Annotated in this window: 20 protein-coding genes; 3 read left to right on the top strand and 17 right to left on the bottom strand. The window is 68.8% G+C overall.

All coding sequences use genetic code 11. The features are described 5' to 3' along the window. Window positions 1-36: 36 nt before the first annotated feature. Window positions 37-900, top strand: coding sequence for a CPBP family intramembrane glutamic endopeptidase (locus tag AB0M22_RS27270; RefSeq protein WP_364732529.1), 864 nt, complete (start codon window positions 37-39; stop codon window positions 898-900). A 23-nt stretch (window positions 901-923) separates the two neighbouring features. On the opposite strand, the gene AB0M22_RS27265 is transcribed toward AB0M22_RS27270, so the two are convergent. The 15 genes from AB0M22_RS27265 to AB0M22_RS27195 all read right to left on the bottom strand — a co-directional run bounded on the left by AB0M22_RS27265 (window position 924) and on the right by AB0M22_RS27195 (window position 14,674). Continuing rightward, window positions 924-1,370, bottom strand: coding sequence for a nitroreductase/quinone reductase family protein (locus AB0M22_RS27265; protein ID WP_364732526.1), 447 nt, complete (start codon window positions 1,368-1,370; stop codon window positions 924-926). Window positions 1,371-1,473: 103 nt separating this feature from the next. Next, the gene (locus AB0M22_RS27260) at window positions 1,474-2,295 is read right to left on the bottom strand and encodes an SRPBCC family protein (protein WP_364732523.1); all 822 of its coding nucleotides are present in this window, start codon (window positions 2,293-2,295) and stop codon (window positions 1,474-1,476) included. A 29-nt stretch (window positions 2,296-2,324) separates the two neighbouring features. Continuing rightward, window positions 2,325-2,525: a hypothetical protein gene (locus AB0M22_RS27255; RefSeq protein WP_364732520.1), complete on the bottom strand. Its 201-nt coding sequence runs from the start codon at window positions 2,523-2,525 to the stop codon at window positions 2,325-2,327. Window positions 2,526-2,622: 97 nt separating this feature from the next. Further along, window positions 2,623-3,441: an inositol monophosphatase family protein gene (locus AB0M22_RS27250; RefSeq protein WP_364732517.1), complete on the bottom strand. Its 819-nt coding sequence runs from the start codon at window positions 3,439-3,441 to the stop codon at window positions 2,623-2,625. A gap of 27 nt (window positions 3,442-3,468) precedes the next feature. Continuing rightward, on the bottom strand, window positions 3,469-5,172 hold the full coding sequence (phnE, locus tag AB0M22_RS27245) for a phosphonate ABC transporter, permease protein PhnE (protein ID WP_364732514.1): 1,704 nt from the start codon (window positions 5,170-5,172) through the stop codon (window positions 3,469-3,471). Then, a complete protein-coding gene (phnC, locus tag AB0M22_RS27240; protein WP_364733990.1) occupies window positions 5,169-5,981 on the bottom strand; it encodes a phosphonate ABC transporter ATP-binding protein in 813 nt (270 codons plus the stop codon). Before phnC ends, phnE begins: the two co-directional genes overlap by 4 nt. A gap of 5 nt (window positions 5,982-5,986) precedes the next feature. Beyond that, the gene (locus AB0M22_RS27235; protein WP_364732511.1) at window positions 5,987-6,934 is read right to left on the bottom strand and encodes a phosphate/phosphite/phosphonate ABC transporter substrate-binding protein; all 948 of its coding nucleotides are present in this window, start codon (window positions 6,932-6,934) and stop codon (window positions 5,987-5,989) included. 184 nt (window positions 6,935-7,118) lie between these two features. Continuing rightward, window positions 7,119-8,345 carry an alpha-D-ribose 1-methylphosphonate 5-triphosphate diphosphatase gene (locus AB0M22_RS27230; protein ID WP_364732508.1) on the bottom strand — a complete coding sequence of 409 codons (1,227 nt, stop codon included), beginning with the start codon at window positions 8,343-8,345 and terminating at the stop codon, window positions 7,119-7,121. Further along, window positions 8,342-9,094 (bottom strand): ATP-binding cassette domain-containing protein, encoded by a 753-nt coding sequence (locus AB0M22_RS27225; protein WP_364732505.1) that lies wholly within the window; start codon window positions 9,092-9,094, stop codon window positions 8,342-8,344. Before AB0M22_RS27225 ends, AB0M22_RS27230 begins: the two co-directional genes overlap by 4 nt. Window positions 9,095-9,120: 26 nt before the next feature. After that, a complete protein-coding gene (locus tag AB0M22_RS27220) occupies window positions 9,121-10,971 on the bottom strand; it encodes an alpha-D-ribose 1-methylphosphonate 5-phosphate C-P-lyase PhnJ (protein WP_364732502.1) in 1,851 nt (616 codons plus the stop codon). Continuing rightward, window positions 10,971-12,086, bottom strand: a complete 1,116-nt coding sequence (locus AB0M22_RS27215) for a carbon-phosphorus lyase complex subunit PhnI (protein ID WP_364732499.1) — start codon at window positions 12,084-12,086, stop codon at window positions 10,971-10,973. Before AB0M22_RS27215 ends, AB0M22_RS27220 begins: the two co-directional genes overlap by 1 nt. A 1-nt stretch (window position 12,087) precedes the next feature. Further along, a complete protein-coding gene (gene phnH, locus AB0M22_RS27210; protein WP_364732496.1) occupies window positions 12,088-12,660 on the bottom strand; it encodes a phosphonate C-P lyase system protein PhnH in 573 nt (190 codons plus the stop codon). Then, window positions 12,660-13,097, bottom strand: a complete 438-nt coding sequence (locus tag AB0M22_RS27205) for a phosphonate C-P lyase system protein PhnG (RefSeq protein WP_364732494.1) — start codon at window positions 13,095-13,097, stop codon at window positions 12,660-12,662. Before AB0M22_RS27205 ends, phnH begins: the two co-directional genes overlap by 1 nt. Then, a complete protein-coding gene (locus AB0M22_RS27200) occupies window positions 13,094-13,858 on the bottom strand; it encodes a GntR family transcriptional regulator (protein WP_364732491.1) in 765 nt (254 codons plus the stop codon). The genes AB0M22_RS27205 and AB0M22_RS27200 overlap by 4 nt, the downstream gene beginning before the upstream one ends. Window positions 13,859-13,966: 108 nt before the next feature. Next, window positions 13,967-14,674 carry a MerR family transcriptional regulator gene (locus AB0M22_RS27195; RefSeq protein ID WP_364732488.1) on the bottom strand — a complete coding sequence of 236 codons (708 nt, stop codon included), beginning with the start codon at window positions 14,672-14,674 and terminating at the stop codon, window positions 13,967-13,969. Window positions 14,675-14,730: 56 nt separating this feature from the next. Here AB0M22_RS27195 and AB0M22_RS27190 point away from each other — a divergent pair, with 56 nt between their 5' ends. Continuing rightward, window positions 14,731-15,672 carry a hypothetical protein gene (locus tag AB0M22_RS27190; protein WP_364732485.1) on the top strand — a complete coding sequence of 314 codons (942 nt, stop codon included), beginning with the start codon at window positions 14,731-14,733 and terminating at the stop codon, window positions 15,670-15,672. Here the strand turns inward: AB0M22_RS27190 and AB0M22_RS27185 are convergent. Continuing rightward, entirely contained in the window at window positions 15,661-16,386 is a 726-nt protein-coding gene (locus AB0M22_RS27185) for a GNAT family N-acetyltransferase (protein ID WP_364732482.1), read from the bottom strand. The two genes, AB0M22_RS27190 and AB0M22_RS27185, sit on opposite strands and share 12 nt — an antisense overlap. A gap of 184 nt (window positions 16,387-16,570) precedes the next feature. On the opposite strand from AB0M22_RS27185, the gene AB0M22_RS27180 reads away from it, so the two are divergent. Next, window positions 16,571-17,368 carry a methyltransferase domain-containing protein gene (locus AB0M22_RS27180; protein ID WP_364732479.1) on the top strand — a complete coding sequence of 266 codons (798 nt, stop codon included), beginning with the start codon at window positions 16,571-16,573 and terminating at the stop codon, window positions 17,366-17,368. Between the two features lie 10 nt (window positions 17,369-17,378). Here AB0M22_RS27180 and AB0M22_RS27175 read toward each other — a convergent pair whose 3' ends face one another. Further along, window positions 17,379-18,842 (bottom strand): AMP-binding protein, encoded by a 1,464-nt coding sequence (locus tag AB0M22_RS27175; RefSeq protein ID WP_364732476.1) that lies wholly within the window; start codon window positions 18,840-18,842, stop codon window positions 17,379-17,381. Window positions 18,843-18,844: the final 2 nt, after the last annotated feature.

Raw genomic sequence — 18,844 nt, 5'->3', positions numbered from 1 at the left:
ACGACCGGGCCGGTCGGTGCTGCCTACTGTGCCTGCATGACACTTGGGCAGCACGTTGATCTGTCGGCAGCGGATCGGCGTCGAACGGCGCGGCGCGGGGTCGGTGTCTTCCTGGTCGGACTGGTCGTCTTCTCCGCGCCCGCCATGATCTACGCGGTGGTCGCGGAGAACGAGATCGCGATCCTGTTCCTGATGTGGGCGCCCGGCGTGGCGGGGCTGATCAGCCGGCTGATCTTGCGGGAAGGGTTCGGCGATATCTCGCTGCGGCTCGGTGGCCGGCGCACCTGGTGGGCGTTGTTGATCGGGCTCGGCTATCCGGTCGCCATCGCCGCGGCCGCCTACGGTGTGGGCTGGGCGAGCGGGCTGGCCGACTTCACTTCGCCCGCAGGCGCATCCACCGGATGGGTCGCATTCGGTGGCGAACTGCTCGTCGGGCTCGGGCTGGGCACGGCGATCGGATTGGTGTTCGCGCTCGGCGAGGAACTCGGGTGGCGCGGGTATCTGCTCACCCGGCTCATCGATGCGGGCGTGCCCCGGCCGATCTTGGTCAGCGGATTGATCTGGGCCGCTTGGCATCTGCCGTTGATCCTCGGCGGCAGTTACCTGACCGGCAATGGCGGATCCGTGCCGTTGATCGCCGCGCTCTTCGTGGTTCAGGTGACGGTGGTTTCGTACGTGTTCGCCCGGCTCCGGCTGGATACCGGCAGCATCTGGCCGGCCGTCGTGCTGCACGCGTCGTGGAACAGCGTGATCCAGAGCGTGTTCGACCCGCACACGTCGGGATCTCAGGCCTGGCTGTGGCTCGGCGAGCAGGGAGTGCTGACGCTCGCCGCCAATGTGATCGGCGTCGTGCTCCTCTACCGGCTTTCGGGCAGATCACCGCGGCAATCGCCGGCGTGAATCCGCCCGGCCGGCAACGACGATCAGTTCGACGCGGGGTCCGCGGCCGGGCTCAACAGCACCAGCGGGATTTCGCGGGTGGTCTTCTTCTGGTAGCCGGCGTACACCTTCTGCGCGGCGGTTACCCGCGGCCACAGGGCGGCCCGCTCGGCGGCGTCGGCGACCTTGGCGATCATCGGCACGCGCGGTCCGCTACGCACCGAGACCAGGACGTTCGGGTTGTCCCGCAGGTTCAGGAACCAGGCCGGATGCGTCGGGTCGCCGCCACGGGAGGCGACCACCACGTAGGTGTTCCCGTCGACGATCGGCGCGGTCAGCATCACCGCGTGCTCGCGCCCGGACTTGCGTCCGGTGGTCACGAGCTCGACCGACGGCATCCCGCCGAAGTCGTTGCCCAACTTCCCGCAACTGACCTTCAACAGCACTCGATGCGCCGTATTCATCGTCTTGAGAGCGAAATTCGATGGCATGAGGTCCTCACCACGCTGAACGCGACCGAGCTCTGACGTTCCCCAGACTACCGGTACCGGATACCTGCGCAATAGCCGGATCGAACTCCCCCGCGAGCGCTCATCACGGGGTCTTGCTGCCGGCGGATCGGATTGTTGCGTGGATGGCCAGGCCGTCGGCCATGCGTTGCATGGTGCGGCGCATGATTCCGCGCATGAGCCAGCCCAATCCCCAACGGGCGGTGTAGGTTCCGTACCAGTGGATGGTGGTGCCGCCGTCGGCGGTGGGTACCAGGTCGACTACGGCCTGGTAATCGCGGATGGCCCAGTTGAATTCGTCTTCGTAGGTGAGGCGTTTCTCCTCATCGAGGCCGATCAGGCGCTCCGCGGTGACGATTCGGCCGGTGCGGAACGCGCGGACCGTGCCGATCCGATCGTGGCCGTCGGGATCGAGGCCGCTGGAGCGTTCGGTGTCCAGCGCGTCGACGGTCGACCATTCGGGCCAGGTGCGGGCGTCGATGAGCAGGCGCCAGATGACGGCGGGCGAGGCGGCCGAGGTCGCGGTCGCGTCGTAGCTCTGCATGGCGGAGATCCTTTCGTTCACAGCCGGCACAGGCCGTCCGGGGCGCGAGAGTTGCTGCGCCGGTTCGAAACTAAGCGGGCGGCCGCGCACCATGAGTTCCAACGTGCCCGGAACCCAGCGGCGCACCGAGTTCTCGTCGGCGTGTGTCCGCATGACCGCATCGCCCGCTACGCACAGCACGAGGTGCAGGTCGGCCACTGCGGGCAGCGCGACATCTTCGGCCTCGGTGGCGTGATCGAACGTCTGCACCAGCAGCGACCGCCAGCTGGCGTCATGCCAGCTGCAATACGTGGGCCGCAGGTGGGCGGGCATATCGGCGAAGTCCGCGTACGGTGCCAGATCGAGGGTGGGCGAATCGAACACCACACCAGCGTAGGACGATGGGATGACTTCTACTGGACCTTGACCAGCTTGATCGTGCCCGCTCCGTCGGGGCTCGAAATGTAGTCGATCAGCACGCGATCGCCCGCTTTCAACGGAATGTCGCTGTCCACCACCGGATCTCGGGCGATGACTTCCTCGCAGTCCTCGGTGATCAGGACCCCGAAGCCCTCATACCTACCGGCGTACCACTTGTCGACGACCGCCCACATCCGTCAGCTCCCGCCTGTCGTGTTGCCCGTAGGCCCGACTGTAGTGGCAGGTCAGGGCAATTCCAGGGGGTTTGCCGTGGTGTGTCGGGCGGCGCAATCAGGTCGTTGTCCTCGATGCACCGCCGCCCTGGATCAGCGCGCGGAGTTCGTCGGCGAGTTCGTCGGTGGCGGCGACGATGCCACTCCAGCGGCGGGTGAGGTCGGTGTCGAAGACGATCGGGCGATCGAACGCGTCGAGCACGGTGCCGCCGGACGCGCCGACCAGGATCGTGGCGGCGGCGATGTCCATCAGGCGATGGGTGTCGCTACCAGCGTCGACGAAGGCATCGATGGCACCGGTCGCGACGAATGCCGCGTCCAGCGTGCTGCAACTGAGGATGCGGATTCGGCCGGCCGTCTCGGCAACTCGGGACCACGCGTCCCAATTGCGCGGGTGTGGGCGCAGCACGGAGACCGCCGCGCCCTCGACCATCCGGCGGCCGCTGGTGCGGAACTGACTGTGTTCACGGGTGGCCCACCAGCGCTCGTCGGTGTGCAGCCACACGGTCATGGCCTCGGTGAACTCGCCGTCGATGGCCACCGCCGCACTGAAACACGCCAGCGGGATACCCGCGGCGGCATTCGCGGAGCCGTCCACGGGATCGACGACCAAGGTCACCGCCGACCCCACATCCACCCAACCCCGTTCCTCGGACAGCACATTCACCCCGGCGGCGGTCGCCGCGGCGATGATCGCGTCCTCGACCAGCACGTCGATGAACATAGTCGGCGTTCCGTCGGCACCCTCCATTCTGATCGCGCTCAGTTCGGCGGGCGAATGCGTCGCCAGCGCGTCGCGGTGCGCGAGCACGGCCGCGTCCGCGGCGGCGAGCAGTGCCTTGTTCGCTTCGGCGCCAACGGGATTCGAGATGATCATGGATAACACTCCGGGGTTCGGGAAGAATCAGGACAGTGCGCGGCGGACCCACATCGCGACGCCTTCGACGGCCAGCACGACGGCGAAGACCATCAGCACGATCGTGGTGACGACGTCGAACTGGAGGACGCGTGCGGCGTTCATCAGATAGAAGCCGATGCCGCCCGCGCCGACGACGCCGAGCAGAGTCGCGGCGCGAATGTTGACGTCGAGCTGATAGAACACGTGCGCCGCCAACGCAGGCGCACATTGGCGCACCGTCGCCGCGATGAACACCTGCGGCCTGGTCGCACCGGCGGACGAAACCGCCTGCTGCACCCGCACATCGGACTCCTCCAGCGAATCCGCGATGAGTTTGCCGAGCAGGCCGACCGCGCCGACCGCCAACGCCAGCGCACCCGCGGGCGCGCCGAGTCCGGTGATGACGATGAAGATGATCGCGAAGATCAGGTCCGGGATGCCGCGCACGACGACGATGACGATCCGGAAGAACCGCGCGATGCCCGGCGTCGGCGCGACGTTGCGAGCCGCGAGCATGCCGATGGGCACCGCGAGCACCAGTCCGAGAAACGTCGCGGCAAGCGCGATCTGGACCGTGACGAGCAACTGCGCGAACAGTTCGCCGCCGATGCCGCCCGTGCTGGGCGGGACGAACAGACCGAGGGTGGTCCACATCGTGGAAATGCCGTCGGCCATGCGCGAGACATCGATCCCCGCGCCCCACACCGACGCGATCAGGATCAACGCAGTCAGCGCGAAGTATCCGGCGCGACGAATGCGCCCGGCAGACCACGGCGGACTGATCGGGTGCGGCTTGTCCACGGCCGCAACGGCTCCGCCGTCTACCCATCCGCCGGTGACTCGGTGCCGAAGCTTGCTCCACCATCCCGCCCGCGCCGGTGCCTGCGCACCGAGCATGGCCGAGCGCACCGCGCCGGAGATCGTCTCGATCACGATGCACAGCCCGACGATCAACAGCGCCAACGTGATTCCGCGCCGATAGTCCAGGGTCTTCATCGCCAGCGACAGTTCCATGCCGATGCCGCCGACGCCGACGTAACCGAGCAGCACCGAGGCCCGCAGGTTGATGTCGAACCGATGCAGCGCGGTCGCGATGAACGCGGGCATCGCCTGCGGCACAACGCCTCCGGTGATCTGCTGCGACCACGTCGCCCCGGCGGCGCGCAAGGCGTCCCGCGGCCCCGCCGGGGTGTCCTCGATCGCGTCGGCGTACATCTTGCCGACCATGCCGACGGAGTGGATGGCCAGCGCCAGGATGCCCGCCGCGGGCCCGAGTCCGAACAACCGCAAAAACACGATGGCCAAGACGATTTCGGGCAGCGCCCGCGTCACGACGATGACCGCGCGCATGGCCCAGCGCAGCCAGCCGTGCCGATTGGTGTTGCGGGCGGCGGCCAGCGACACCGGCACACTCAGCGCGACGCTCAATGCCGTTGCGCAGGTGACGATGGCGAGCGTCTGCGCGGTCATCCGCACGACCTCGCCGAACGGCGGGAAGTCCAGCGGGAAGATCCGGGACACGAAATCGGCGGCGTTGCCGATGCTGTCGACGAAGGTGGCCAGGTTGAGTTGCAACGAGGCCACCGACCACAGCGAGGCGATCAACCACACCGTGTAGACGGCGGTGACGCCGAGCGCGGTGCCCGACGGCCGCCGCAGCGTCGCCGGGGCCGGCGCGCGAACCGGCAGCTGAACAACCGTGGCGTTCATGCGAATTGGGTGGTCGAGGCGGCGACGCTCGAGTAGATCGACATCGTGTCGTGCCGATCGAGCGCGGAAACCTGCTTGTCGAGCACCACTCGGCCGGAGCGCAGGCCGACCAGGCGATGCGCCCAGGACACCGCCAACTCGACCTGATGCAGGCTGCACAGGACGGTCAGATTGTCTTCGGCGGCGACCTGCGCGATCAACGCCATGACCTGCGCCGACGACTCGGGATCCAGCGACGCCACCGGCTCGTCGGCCAGCAGAATCTTCGGCCGCTGCACCAGCGCCCTGGCCACCGCGACCCGCTGCTGCTGCCCACCGGAGAGGGTGTCAGCCCGCTGAAATGGCCGGTCCGCCAGCCCGACTCGATCGAGCTGCTCCATCGCGGCAGTGCGCACCGCCTTCGGGTACATGAACAGCCCGATCCGCGGACCGCGCAACGTGCCGAGCGCGCCGGTGCACACGTTCTCCAGCACCGACATATTGCCGACGAGATGGAACTGCTGGAACACGAAACCCACCCGGCGACGCAGCGCACGCAACTCGCTGCCGCGCGCCGAGCCCAGGTCCTGGCCGAGCACCGTCACCGTGCCCGCGCTGGGCAGATGCAGGCCGTCGAGCAGCCGCAGCAGCGTCGACTTACCCGATCCGGACAGTCCGAGCAGCGCGAGCACCTCCCCCGGATACACCTCGAGCGACACGTCGTCGAGTGCGCTGAGCTGCGGCCCGAAGTCCTTGCGCACGTGGTCGAGGCGGATCGCCGGGCGCAGGATGCGGTCGATGGTCGCGCCGAGCGCGACGTCCGCGGGCACGCCGGTCACGACTGGCAGACCTTCGCCTTGGTGATCTGGCAGACCTTGCGGACCCCGTCGTAGAGCGAATCCTGCACCACCGCATAGCCGTACGCGGCCTCGGGCAGCTGGCAGCTCTTCTCGTCGGTGCACGTCCCGGCCTGGATCAGCGCGGGCTTGTTCAGCATGTCGCGGAACACCGCGGTGAGCTTGGCCTGCAACTCAGGGGAGAGCGTGCTGCTCATCGCCACCGGGCTCGCGGCGATGGTCTCCGACTTCCACAGCACGGTGATGTCGCCGGCCTTGATCTGGTTCTTCTCCAGCAGGGTCTTGTCCACGATCGTGTCGTAGGCGAATCCCGCGTCGCACTGACCGCTGTTCACGGCCAGCACCGAGGCGTCGTGACCGCCGGCGAAGACCGGCGTGATGTCCTTCTCCGGATCGACGCCCGCCGCCTTCAGCCCGGCGGACGGGTACAGGTAGCCGGACGTCGAAGAGGGATCGACGAAGCAGACCGTCTTGCCGCGGAAGTCGGCCAGGCTCTTGATGTTCGAGCCCGCCTTGACGATGCCGTAGGACAGGTAGCCGGGTGCGGCGCCCGCCTGCTTGATCGGTGCGGCGATCGGCACCGTGGGCACGCCGCTGTCTTTCGCGGTGACGTAGGAGAACGGCCCGTAGCCGGCGAGCTGGATCTTGCCCGCGCGCTGGCCCTCGATCACGGCCGCGTAGTCGGTGGCGTTCTGGAATTGCACGCGGTGGCCGGTCGACTTCTCGATGGCGTCGGCGACCAGCTTGTACTGCTGTTGCAGGCTCTGCGAGTTCTCCGAGGGAATGGACGCGAACACCAGCGTCTGCGGATCCTCGGATTTGCCTGCGTCGGTTTTCACTGCGCTGCTACCGCAACCGGCCAGCGCCAGCACGGCGACCGCCGCGATCGCGGCCGCGGCGAACACCGGGCGAATCTTGCTACCCATGAAGTCTTCTCCTTCTATGCCCCGAGGTCCGGGCCTTGAAGAGGGGGCGGGCGAGACCGCACCGCAGGGTCGAGCGTCCGCGACCGCCGTGTCCCCCGCTCCAACCGCCAGTGAATCCCGGCGAAACGCCCAGGGGCAGGTGGCGCGAGTTGTTCACCACGGCGCGGACTGCTCGACCGCGATATCAGTGCGCCCGCAGCACCGAACGGACGACGGGACAGCCGTGTTCGCGGCTGATCAGCACGAGATCCGCGCGCTGGCCCTGGGCCAATGCGCCGCGATCGGACAGCCCGACCGCGGCGGCCGGGCCGCTGGTGATCAGCGCGATCGCCGCGTGCAGCGGCATGGTCGCGTTGTCCGCCAGATTGAACGCGGCGCCGAGCAGTGAGGAGGGCAGGTAGTCCGACGCCAGCGCGGTGACCAGGTCGAGTCCGGCCAGTTCCGCGGCGGACACGTTGCCCGAGTGCGAGCCGCCGCGCAGGATGTTCGGCCCGCCCATGACCACCGACATGCCGCGGACGCGGGCCTCGCGGGCCGCCTCCTCGGTGGTCGGGAACTCGGCGACATTGCCGCCGCGGCGAGCCAGGTCGGCGATCTCCACCGCGGATTCGGGGTCGTGGCCGAAGATCCGCACCCGGCCGGTTTCGGCCTGCCGGGCCAGCCAGTCCATCGATTCCTCGCGGACCGCGATGTTGCCCGCGCGGTCGCGGATGAGTTCGTCGACGGCATCGCGGGCCTGCTCGGCGTTCATTCCGCGCATGCCGACCATGTACTTCTCGTAGAACGTGCGATCGGCGTACTGCCCGATGCCCGGGGTGTGGTCCTCGTGCGAGATGACGGCCTGGGCGTCGCGGCGGATCCGGTCGGCGGCGACCTGCTGGTCGAAATGACCTTGCAGCGCGGCCAAACCGGCCGCCGAACGCACGTCCAGCCGGTAGAGCACCCGGTGATCGACCAGCTGGCCGACGCTGTCGCGTCCGTTCCATTCGGCGATCGCCCGGCACATCTGTAGCGCGGCGTCCACGCTGCGCCGATCCTTGGCCGACTCCTGGTCGGAGAACGAGGCGCCGTGGAAGACGGTGGTGACGCCGGCGGCGCGCAGCTTGCCCTCGAACGACATCATCGAGAACAGCCAGGGCAGTTCGGCGCCGGGGCGGGGCATGCGCTCGCGTTCGAGCCCGTCGGAGTGCACGTCCACCAGGCCCGGGGTGCAGAGGAGTCCGCCGCCGTCGACGTCGACCGCGGTGCCCGGGCGGGTGGGGCCGACCTCGACGATGCGGCCGTCGCGGACGACGATGCGCGCGTCGTCGAGCACGCGGTCGGCCAGCACGGCGCGGACGTGTCCGAGGACGTAGTCGCGCGGTGACTGCGGTAGCGACCAGGCGCGAGGCTGTTCCAGCGTGTGTGTCATGCCGCTGCTCCCAAAACTTCGGCGGGGGTGCCCTGTTCGGCGATCCGGCCGTCGCGGAAGCGGATCACCCGCGAGGCCAGCTGTCGCATCGCGGCCAGGTCGTGGAAGACGGCCAGGACGGCGACGCCGCGCGCGGACAGCGAGGCGATGAGGTCCAGGGCGCGTTCGCGATTGGTCGGGTCGAGGGCGGAGACCGGTTCGTCGAGCAGCAGCAGGCGAGGCGGATGGACCGTGCCTGCCGCGATGTTCACCCGTTGACGTTCGCCACCGGACAGGACGCCACAGTCGACGTCCCATAGGGTCTCGTCCAAGGCCAAGCGGCGCAACGACTCCACGGCCGCCGCGCGCGCCTCGCCGCGGTCGAGGCCGCGGCGACGGCCCGCTGCCGCAACCACTTCCAGCGGTCCGGTGCGCGGCGGGGCCGAAAGGAATTGGGAGACATAGCCGAGTTCGCGGCCGCGCAGCCGGGCCATCTCGCGGTCGCCGAGCGTGGTCAATTCCACTGGGCCGGTATCGGTTCCGAGGGTGACGGTGCCCGCGTCGGGCAGGTAGCTGCGGTGCACGCAGCGCAGCAGGCTGGATTTGCCCGCGCCGCTGGGGCCGGCCAACGCGACGTGCTCGCCGGCCGCGACGTCGAGGTCGACGCCGTGCAGCGAGGTCACGGTGCGGCCGTCGATGGTGTGCAGGGTGAACGTCTTGCGCAGTCCACGGACGGAAAGCACTGGGACGCCGGGTGATTGATCGTTCATGGTCACCTCCATGGCCATGGTCGGGTTCACCTGCGCGCGGACGCGACGAGGCGCTGGGTGTAGGGGTGGTGCGGGTCCTGGAACAGCTGGTCGGTGAGGCCGGATTCGACGACGCGGCCGACGTTCATCACCAGGCAGCGATCGGTGAGCGCCTCGATGACGGCGAAGTCGTGGCTGACCACCACGGCGGCGGTGTCGCGTTCGGCGAGCAGCTTGCGCAGCAGGTCGAGCACGCCGGCGGCGACCGAGGCGTCGAGGCCGGTGGTCGGCTCGTCGAGCAGCAGCACCCGCGGGTCGGTGGCCAGCGCCTTGGCGATCTGCACCCGCTGGCGCATGCCGCCGGAGAAGGTGTGGACGGCGTCGTCCATTCGATCCAGCGGCACCTCTACCTGTTCCAGCAGGTAGGCGGCTCGGTCGCGGATCTCGTGGTAGTTGCGCCAGCCGGCGGCGGTGAGTCGTTCGGCGATGTTGCCGCCTGCGGAGACGCGCATGGTCAGGCCGTCGGCCGGGTTCTGGTGGACCAGGCCGAGCGTGTCGATGCGCAGGGCGCGGCGGGCGGCGGCGTCGAGGCCGAAGACGTCGGTGCGGCCCGCGCCGACCGTGGTGAGGAACATCGTTCCCGCCGTTGCGGTTTCCTCGCCGACCAGGCAGCGCAGGACCGTGGACTTGCCCGAGCCGGACTCGCCGATCAGGCCGAGAGCCTCGCCCGGTGCGACGTCGAAGCTGACGTCCCAGGCCGCGACGACCGCGCCGGTGCGTGGGCTGATGGCGGTGCCGGTGTCCGGGCCGGTGCCGGGAACCGCTGCGGCGCCGCCTGGTCCGTGCACCTTGCCGACGCCGTGTACGGCGAGGGTCCAGCCGTCGGGAGTCGCGGGAACCGGACGGGTGGCGAGTTCCACCGGGTCGCGGCGGACCGCGTTCGCCGCGGCGCGGACGCGGCGAGCCGGGTCAGGCAGGAAGCGCAAGGGTGCGTGCTCGGCGTGCGTCGTCGCATCTACGTCGCCGGTGAGAGTTCTTGTGCACCATTCGATGTCGCTGCACGACTGGCGACCGCCCGGCGCCTCGACCAGGAACGTGTCCGCGGAACCGCAACGGGCGCAGCGTTGTCCGGCGTCGCCCTCGACCTCGAACGGAACGTCGTCGAAGGTCAGCGGCCGCACATCGGTGTAGGGCGGGACGGCGAAGATGCGCTTCTCCCGGCCGGCGCCGAACAGCGACAGATGCGGGGAATCGTTGAGCCGGGGCACATCCCAGCGCGGGATCGGCGTGGTGATCATGACGTAGCGGCCGTTCACCAGCACCGGGTAGCCGGTGGTCTTGGTGATGACGCCGTTGCGGACCAGGTCCTCGTAGAGGCTCACCCAGATCATCGAGTAGTCGGCTTCGGCGTGCATGCGGGCGCACTCGCGCACCGAGGTCTGCACTCCGCGTAGCGGTTCGGCGACCGGGACCTGCAAGACCAGGGTCTGGCCCTCGACCAGCGGCTCCTCGGGGATGCGGTGCCGGGTCTGCACGACGGTGCTCTCGCGGGTGTCCTGGGTTTGCGCGCAGTGCTCGCTGGCCACGATCAGCCGGCGCAGGTTGGTGGCGTTGACGCCGTCGTCGTCGCCCTGGTCGATGACCTTCACGGTGTCAGCGGTACCGAGCAGGCCCAGGGTGACCTGGAGGCCGCCCGAGCCCCAGCCGCGGGCCACCGGCATCTCCCTGGAGCCGAACGGGACCTGGTAGCCGGGGATGCAGACGGCGGCCAGGGTGGCGCGGCGGATCTCGCGTTTGGAGCCTTCGTCGAGGATGCCCGGGGTGATCGCGGCTTCGTCGATCGCCGCGAATACCGTTGCCATAGTGGTTGTTTCGCTGTGCGTGGCGATGCTGTTCATCAGCAGGTCCTTCCGATCGCGTCGGCGATCCGATCGCTCGCGTCCGCATCGAGGTCGCGCACCGCGCGTTTGCGGTCGATCATCGAGCGGAACGTGACGTAGTGCGGCAGCTTGAGGTGTTCGAGGAAGCCGCAGGAATCCAGGCCGTCCGTGGTCAGCAGCAGGACCTGCTCGAGCCCGTCGACGTCGCCGAAGCGGCGCCAGGCGATGTCGAGGTTGGCCATCGCGATGGCCTTGCGTTCGTTGTGGCCGAAGCAGAGGCCGTAGCCGACGTCGAATCGGCTGCGGTCCTCGTCGACTCCGTCGAGGTCCTCGATGGCTTCGCATTCCGAGGCGCGAATGTGGCCGAGCGACACCGGGTTTCCGGTGTGCGGGTGGGCGACGCGCAGCGGCAGCCGGCCGTGCCGGACCTCGCCGAGGGTGACCTCGTGCAGGTTGCCCTCGGGGCCGCGGATGGAGCGGTACCAGGTGCTGATCAGCGAGCCGGTTTCGGCGCGCGCCATGCTGGCCAGGATCGCCGAGCGTGGGGCGGGTGGGCGGGCCGGGTGTTTGGTGATGTCGAACGGCTCCGGGTCCGGCGCGTCCGCGGCCGGTCGGTTGTCGACCAGGAGGTCCAGCTCGCGCAGCAGGTCGGAGAAGCGGCGTGGGTGTCGTTGTGCGCCCGTGCGTTCGGCGTCGGACGGCTGATCAGCCTCGACGACGACCGGGGTCGGTTGCGCGCTCCGGTCGAGCATGCGGCCGGTGTAGTCGCTGGTGCGGCCGAGTAGTTGCGGGCCGTCCGGGGTGCGGTGGGCGGGGACGATCCGGCGCAGAACCACCATCTCGTCCGGGTCGATCGGTTCGCTCACCGCGAGGCGCGGCAGGGTCGACTGATGGGCGCGGACCAGGTGGGTGGCCTCGATGACGTCGCCTTCTGCCTGACGCAGTGCGTCCGCGGCGGTGTTCTCGTCGTACAGTCCGCCCTCACCCATCACCCGGTCGACGGCGAGGCGCAGGCGTCCGGTGATCTGCTCGGTGGTCAACCATGGTGCGGGGTCGTGGTTTCGCGCGCCGTGCACCAGGGACTCGGCGGCGAGGATCGCGTCCAGACCGCCGCGGGCTCCCGAATATCCCATGTCAGTTGACCTTTCGGGAATCGACGACGGTGGTGCGCGAGAGGCCGACCATGCCGCCGTCGGGATCTACCAGGAGGACGTCGATTCCGGCGGGGAAGCCGGCGACCAGTCGTTCGCGTACCGACCACAGCCCGGAATCGAAGCCCGCCGGGGCGAATTCGATCGGCTCGCGTACTCCGGGGCCGCTGAGTCGAACAGCGGGTCCGCCGGACAGTGCTGCGACGGCGCAGATAACGGTCGCGCCGGACTCGGGGGCAAGGGCGGTGCCGATGGCGACCGCGCCGAGTTCGGCCGCGGTGAGCGGGCGTAGTGCGGTCACATATTTCGCGGACTGCAAGGTGGCAGCGGGTGCTCCGGTGGCCACGGCGACGACGGTGTCCCAGCTGTCGTCGTCCAGGAGATGGATGCCGGTCTCCAGGTCGGCGAGGGACAGCACCGGGAGCAGGGCTGCCGGAAAGTCGGTGTGGGGCAATGTCACTGGAATGCCGGGGCGGGCGAACGCGTCCAGGACGGCGCGAAAGACGCGTTGCGCCTGGTCCGGTCGCAGGGCCGCGCCGAGGGCGGTCACGGTCATCAGGTCAACTCCTCGAATTGCACGATGGTGGGGGCCAATTGCGCCCATTCGCTGCGCTCGGCCGCCCGCTGGTCGTTCTCGACTCGGGCACACAGGTGCAGAACCCGATCGCGCTGTGCGCGTTCGGCTTCGACCTCGGCGGCGCAGACGGCCGCGGCGAGGGTCGCCCTGCGGTTGTCGCCCATCCGCATGGCCCACCCGCGGGTGCCGCCGAGCAGCACCTCGGCTCGGCAGGCCAGGACCGCGCCGAGGAAGAAGCGGTCGTGGGCGATCGGCTCACGCACCTGCGCGGCGATCGAACCGATTTCGGGCGCGGTCAGCACCGCGAACTCGACGCCGTCGGCCAGGCACGCGTCGGCCAGGTCGACCAGGTCGCGCTCCGGCGCCACCGCCAGTAGCTCGGCGACGCGTTCGCGACTGTAGACAGGGGAAGTCACTGCTGTACAACCTCTTTCAGATAGTTCGGATCGTCCGCGGAATGCGTCGGCGCGGTGCCGATCTCCATCACGACGCGCACCGCGTCGCCACGCATCCACGAGGTGCTGTAGGTGAGCGGGCGGCCGGTGTCGGCGTCGCGGTTGACCGACTCGACCACCCAGACCGGGGCGGCCGTGATCAGCTGCAACCGCTCCTGCACCTCGGGGGAAGGGATGTCGGAGGCGACCCGGCACCACGACCTGACCGCATGCACGTGGCCCATCTGGCGCAGCACCTCGTCGAGCGACTCCTCGACGCGCATGCCCGCGGCCAGATCCGGAACCGCCTCGTAGGCAACCCATTCCGAGCCGCACGCGGCGATCGCGTCATTGATGTAGCTCAGCCGCGTCATATGGTGTGCGAGCGTGCCGGGCTCGACCTCGAGCCGTTGCGCGCAATCCGCCGGGAGCGGTGCCAGCGCCGACTCACGGACGACAGAGCGCGGTATGGCACCCGCCGCCAGCACCGTGCGATGCCAGGACGGCCGCCGGTCGCCCGAGATGACGTAGTCGATCCGTTCGCTGACGAACGTGCCCGACCCGCGCACCCGGCGCACCCGCAGTCGGCGCTCCAGCTCCTGCACCGCGGCGCGGGCCGCGGCCCGGCTGACCCCGAAGCGCTCCATCAACGTGTGCTCGCTGTCGAGCCGAGTGCCGGGTCGCAGCCCCGCGATCTCGCCTTCCAGCTCGTCCGCGATAGCTCGGTACCGCTGCTCTGTCATGCCACGACAATGGCCGGACGGGTTGTACGGACAACTGCCCCGTAGGTAACCGGAACGGAAACTCCACTGAACGGGCGGGCAAGTTGTCTCGATGTTCGCGCGCGCAGGCTAGTGCGCGACGTCGGCCTCCGGGGCATCGAAATAGCCGAGCATGCGCGCAGATACGTGGATGTGGGCGATGCGCCGGGCCGCGCCGAGGGCGGCCTCGCCGAGGATGGTCATCACGGCGACACCATCGATCAGGTCGGCGCGGTCGTCGGCGCGCAGCGCGTGCTCGACATCCATTTCGGCGATGCCTTCGGCCGCGTCGAGGTAGGTCACCAAGGCTTCGGAGGCCCAGATCCCGTAGCCGAGCTGGGACATCCGGACCAGCACGCCGACCAGGGTGTCGATGGCCGAGGTGCGGTATTCGATGTTCCAGCCCTTGCTGCCGAACGCCGCGTCCACTTCGGCTCGGGCGCGCGCCCATTCGACGTCGTCGGTCTGCGGTTGCGGCTTGTCCAGCGCGCCCGCGACCACGCCCATCAATTCGAAGGTGGGTCGTTCCGGGCCGTCGGCCGCGGCGAAGACGTCGCCGACGGCGGCCACCGACAGGCCGCCGACCTCGATCAACGCACGGATCATCCGGAGTCGGCGCAGGTGTTCCTGGCCGTAGCCGGCTTGGTTGGGGCTAGAGAGTTCGCCGGGCATGAGCAGCCCTTCGCGCAGGTAGTACTTGATGGTCGCGACGGTCACGCCGCTGCGTTTGCTCAGTTCGGCGATCCGCATTCGTTCATCCGCGGTTTGCCCGTCTCGTGTTGTCGCTTCGGCGGCCATGTGGATAGTGTAGCTATCCGTTAATAGATAGTCGGATTATCCATTTCGAGGACGGTATGACACTCCAGTACGCAGGGACGTTTGCGCGGCAAGCGGTCCGCTGGCATCGGCCGCTGATGCTCTTCGCGGCGGTGAACGCGGCGTTCATCGTGATCGCGGGCATCGGCATGGTGGTCGATCACCGGTTGATCGCCGGGTCGCTCGCCTGGTTCAAGCCGTTCAAGTTCGCGGTGTCGTTCGCGCTGTACTGCACGACGTTGGCGTGGATGATTTCGTTGCGCCGCAAGCGGTCTCGCACCTTGTGGTGGGCGGCGACCGTTTTCGTCGCGTGCGGGGTGATCGAGCAGGTGCTCGCGGTGATGCAGGTACTGCGCGGGACGCGTAGTCATTTCAACGCGACGACCCCGTTCAACGCGGCGGTGTTGAGCGCGCTGGGAGCCACGATTCTGGTGTTGTTTCTCGCCACGGTGGTCATCGCGGTGCTGCTGGCGTTTCAGCGGCTCGACGATGCGCCGAGCCTGTGGGCGATCAGGTTCGGACTGGCGATTTCGTTGGTCGGGATGGGGCTGGCCGTGTTGATGAGCAATCAGCCCTCCGGCGTGGAGGGCGTCGTCGGCGCGCACACCGTCGGGGCTCCGGACGGTGGGCACGGTATGCCGTTCACGGGGTGGAGCACCGCGCATGGGGACCTTCGTATCCCGCATTTCATCGGGTTGCACGCACTACAGGCCCTGCCGTTGTTCGCTACCGCGCTGACCTGGCTGTCAACGCGAATCCCGTTGCTGCGCAATGAAGGAGCCCGCTTGGCGCTGATCTGCACGGCCGCAGCGGGTTACGCGGGAATCGTCGTGCTGACCACCTGGCAGGCGCTGCGCGGGCAATCGCTCGTTCGACCCGACGGCGCGACGATCACCGCGTTCGGGGTTCTCCTCGGCACCGTGATCGCTTGCGCCGCAATCATCGTCGCGACGACGGGCATTCGCCGGTCAGAGGAGTAGGTTGACCCAGCGTGCGGTGCGGACGAAACCGATGTTCTCGTAGACCTGGGCGGCAGGGTTTCCCGCGGTAGCCGCTAGCCCGAGCGCCGGCAGCCCCGCCTCGGCGGACGACCACAGGACGTGGCGCAGCAGCAGAGCACCGATGCCGCGGTAGGCGGGCGCGGGATCGCGGAACACCTCCGAGATCCACGGGCCCTCCTCCGGCGGGCTGCCGGGACAGTCCTGGGCGAGTACCGCGGCGACGCCTACGCCGCGGTCGGTATCGATCAGCACCGCACTGCTGGGCAGCAGCGGACCCATGAGGGTGCCTGCCATCAGCGCTCGCAGATCGTCGAACATGCTGACGTCGTGGTCGGGGTGGCCGGGCGGGTAGGCGGCGGCGCAAGCGGCGCGCAACTGCTCCGGGTCGACGGCGTCGGCGGGGCGCAGAGACAGGTTGTCCGGGAATTCGATTCGCGCAAGTGGTGACGAGAGTTCTTGCAGTCCAAAGGTATAGGTGTCGAACGCGCGCCGCACCGTCGCGCCGAGTTCGACCAAGTGCGCGCTCAGCGAGGCCTCCGCCGTCGCGCCCCAACCCGCCAACTCCCCCATGATGCGCGCCGCCGCCTCGGCAGGCGATGCCCCCTCGGCGAGGCACAGATCGTCCGCCCAGCGGAGATCCCGCCTGCTCTCCTCCGTGTAATAGGCGAGCGAATCTCCGCCACTGCCTCGCACGACCTCAGCGTCCACTGTCGACCCCAACCTCCCATGTGCACGGTTTCAGCAGCGACACTACGGCTACTTCCCCGCCGGGCGTCACCGACACCGCTCGGCCCCACACCGCCCGCGACCCCCCTGAGAATTGCGCCGGCGATTGTTCCGGCTGCGCGGGCCCGGCACTACTGCCAGGATGTGCCCCATGGTCGACAGCGCGAATCCCGATGTACCGGTCTCGAACAACGCCTTCGATTACGACGCGGAACTGCGGCACTACCATCAGCGGTTGCGCGCGGCCATCGACGTGGAACCCGGCGACCAGGTCCTCGACATCGGTTGCGGCACCGGCCAACTCACCCGCGCCGCCGCCCGGCTCGCGCACCGGGGTAGCGCGCTCGGCGTCGACATCTCGACCACGATGCTGGCGACCGCGGTCCAGCTCAGTGCCGCCGAGGACATCGACAACGTGCGCTTCGAACAGGCCGACGCGCAGACCCATCCCTTCCCGCCGGACCATTTCGACCTGGCCGTCAGCCGATTCGGCACCATGTTCTTCGCCGATCCGGTCGCGGCGTTCACCAATATCGGGCGCGCGTTGCGGCCCGGTTCACGGCTGGTGCAGCTGGTTTGGCAAGACGGAGGTCAGCAGGAATGGGTCGTCGCGATCCGCGCGGCGCTCGCGGGCGCGCCGATCAGCGCGCCGGAGGGCGGCGCGTTCTCCCTCGCCGATCCGGCGACGGCGCAGGGGGTTCTCACCGCGGCCGGATTCACCGACATCGAGGTCACCGATGTGTCCGAGCCGGTCTATTACGGCAAAGACCCCGAGGCGGGCGTCGATTCCGTGCTGGCCTTGCGCATGGCCGGTGAGTTGCTCAGCGAGTTCGACGCCGCCGAAACCGAGCGGGCACTCGACCGCCTCCGCGCCGTCATGACCGCGCATCACACCGCCGACGGCGTGTGGTTCGGCTCGCGTGCCTGGATCATCACGGCCGGAATCTGAGCCGCGACGGTCAGGGCCAGTACTGGGCGCGGATCTTGCGTTTGAACAGCTTCCCGGTGTCCTCGCGCGGCAGATTGTCATCGAAGACAACAACTTTCGGCACTTTGTAGCCGGCCAGGTTGGCGCGGATGTGTTCGCGCACCGCATCGGCGGTGACGCCATCGGCCTCGACGTGCGCGGCGACCGATTCGCCGAGATCACTGTCGGGGATGCCGAATACCGCCGCGTCCCGGACGCCGGGAAGTTCGAGCAGGCAGGCCTCGATTTCGGCGGGATAGATGTTCACGCCGCCGGAGATGATCATGTCGATGCTGCGGTCGTTGAGGTAGAGGAAGCCGTCGTGGTCGAGGTAGCCGATGTCGCCGATGTCCAGGAAGCCGTCGCGTTCCATGGCGGCGCGCTTGGCCGGGTTCTGGTGATAGGTGAAGTTGGGCCAGCTCGACGGTGGCCGCATGTAGATCTGGCCGGACTCGCCGGTGGGCAGCAGGTCTCCGGCCTCGGAGTAGATGCGGATCGCCGCGTCCGCGATCGGCGCGCCGACCGTGCCGGGGTGGTCGAGCCACTGTTTGCTGTCGCAGGCGACGCAGCCGCCGGTTTCGGAGCCGCCGTAGTATTCGCGCACGATCGGCCCGAGCCAGTCGATGATGCGGCGTTTGATTTCCGGTGGGCACGGGGCCGCGGCGTGCACGATGACCTTCAGCGACGAGAGGTCGTACCGGTTGCGGACCTCCTCGGGCAGGCGCAGCAGACGGACGAACATCGTGGGGACGGCCTGGAAATGGTCGATGCGGTGGGCTTCGATCAGCCGGAGCAGTTCCTCGGGGTCGAACTTCGGCATGATGGTCAGGTCGATGCCGGCCGCGGCGCTGACGAGGCACTGCACGTTGGGGGCGGTGTGGTAGATCGGCGCGGGCGCCAGGGTGCGCATCCCGGGTTCCAAGCCGAACGTGCCGAACACCAGGCGAGCGAGGGCCTGGCTCTGTTCGGGGGTGGTCGAATCGCGGATGATGCCCTTGGGCCGCCCGGTGGTGCCCGAGGTGTAGATCATCGATTGCGGTGCCTGCGTGGGTGGTTGGGACCACGGCTGCTGGTCGGTGAGCCAGTCCTCGTAGTCGAGGTGGCGGCCGGTCGGGGGCGTGGATTCGCGGCGCACCTCGATCACGGTCCGGTCGCCTGCGACGGCTTCGACGGTCGGGACCAGGTCGGTGTGGGCGAAGATGACCCGGCTGCCGCTGTCGTCGAGCAGGAAGGCGAGTTCGGCGTCCTTCCAATGCCAGTTCACCGGTACCGGGATCGCGCCGAGCAGTCCCGCGCCGAGGCTGGCCTCGACGAAGGCGACGTCGTTGTGCAGGTAGATCGCGACCCGGTCGCCGGCCGCAATGCCCTGTGCGGCAAGCCCACTGGCGACCCGCGCGGCGCGAGCGCGCAGCTCGGCGTAATCACGGACGGTCTGCCCACATCGGATTTCGGCCATTA

The organism is Nocardia sp. NPDC051756 (assembly GCF_040681495.1).
GTDB lineage: Bacteria > Actinomycetota > Actinomycetes > Mycobacteriales > Mycobacteriaceae > Nocardia.
This window is presented reverse-complemented; position numbering and strand designations above follow the sequence as displayed.

Coding starts and splice junctions, on each gene's coding strand:
- AB0M22_RS27270 (WP_364732529.1), top strand. CDS start 37: ATGACACTTGGGCAGCACGTTGATCTGTCGGCAGCGGATCGGCGTCGA.
- AB0M22_RS27265 (WP_364732526.1), bottom strand. CDS start 1,370: ATGCCATCGAATTTCGCTCTCAAGACGATGAATACGGCGCATCGAGTG.
- AB0M22_RS27255 (WP_364732520.1), bottom strand. CDS start 2,525: ATGTGGGCGGTCGTCGACAAGTGGTACGCCGGTAGGTATGAGGGCTTC.
- AB0M22_RS27250 (WP_364732517.1), bottom strand. CDS start 3,441: ATGATCATCTCGAATCCCGTTGGCGCCGAAGCGAACAAGGCACTGCTC.
- phnE (WP_364732514.1), bottom strand. CDS start 5,172: ATGAACGCCACGGTTGTTCAGCTGCCGGTTCGCGCGCCGGCCCCGGCG.
- AB0M22_RS27235 (WP_364732511.1), bottom strand. CDS start 6,934: ATGGGTAGCAAGATTCGCCCGGTGTTCGCCGCGGCCGCGATCGCGGCG.
- AB0M22_RS27230 (WP_364732508.1), bottom strand. CDS start 8,345: ATGACACACACGCTGGAACAGCCTCGCGCCTGGTCGCTACCGCAGTCA.
- AB0M22_RS27225 (WP_364732505.1), bottom strand. CDS start 9,094: ATGAACGATCAATCACCCGGCGTCCCAGTGCTTTCCGTCCGTGGACTG.
- AB0M22_RS27220 (WP_364732502.1), bottom strand. CDS start 10,971: ATGAACAGCATCGCCACGCACAGCGAAACAACCACTATGGCAACGGTA.
- AB0M22_RS27215 (WP_364732499.1), bottom strand. CDS start 12,086: ATGGGATATTCGGGAGCCCGCGGCGGTCTGGACGCGATCCTCGCCGCC.
- phnH (WP_364732496.1), bottom strand. CDS start 12,660: ATGACCGTGACCGCCCTCGGCGCGGCCCTGCGACCGGACCAGGCGCAA.
- AB0M22_RS27200 (WP_364732491.1), bottom strand. CDS start 13,858: ATGACAGAGCAGCGGTACCGAGCTATCGCGGACGAGCTGGAAGGCGAG.
- AB0M22_RS27195 (WP_364732488.1), bottom strand. CDS start 14,674: ATGGCCGCCGAAGCGACAACACGAGACGGGCAAACCGCGGATGAACGA.
- AB0M22_RS27190 (WP_364732485.1), top strand. CDS start 14,731: ATGACACTCCAGTACGCAGGGACGTTTGCGCGGCAAGCGGTCCGCTGG.
- AB0M22_RS27180 (WP_364732479.1), top strand. CDS start 16,571: ATGGTCGACAGCGCGAATCCCGATGTACCGGTCTCGAACAACGCCTTC.
- AB0M22_RS27175 (WP_364732476.1), bottom strand. CDS start 18,842: ATGGCCGAAATCCGATGTGGGCAGACCGTCCGTGATTACGCCGAGCTG.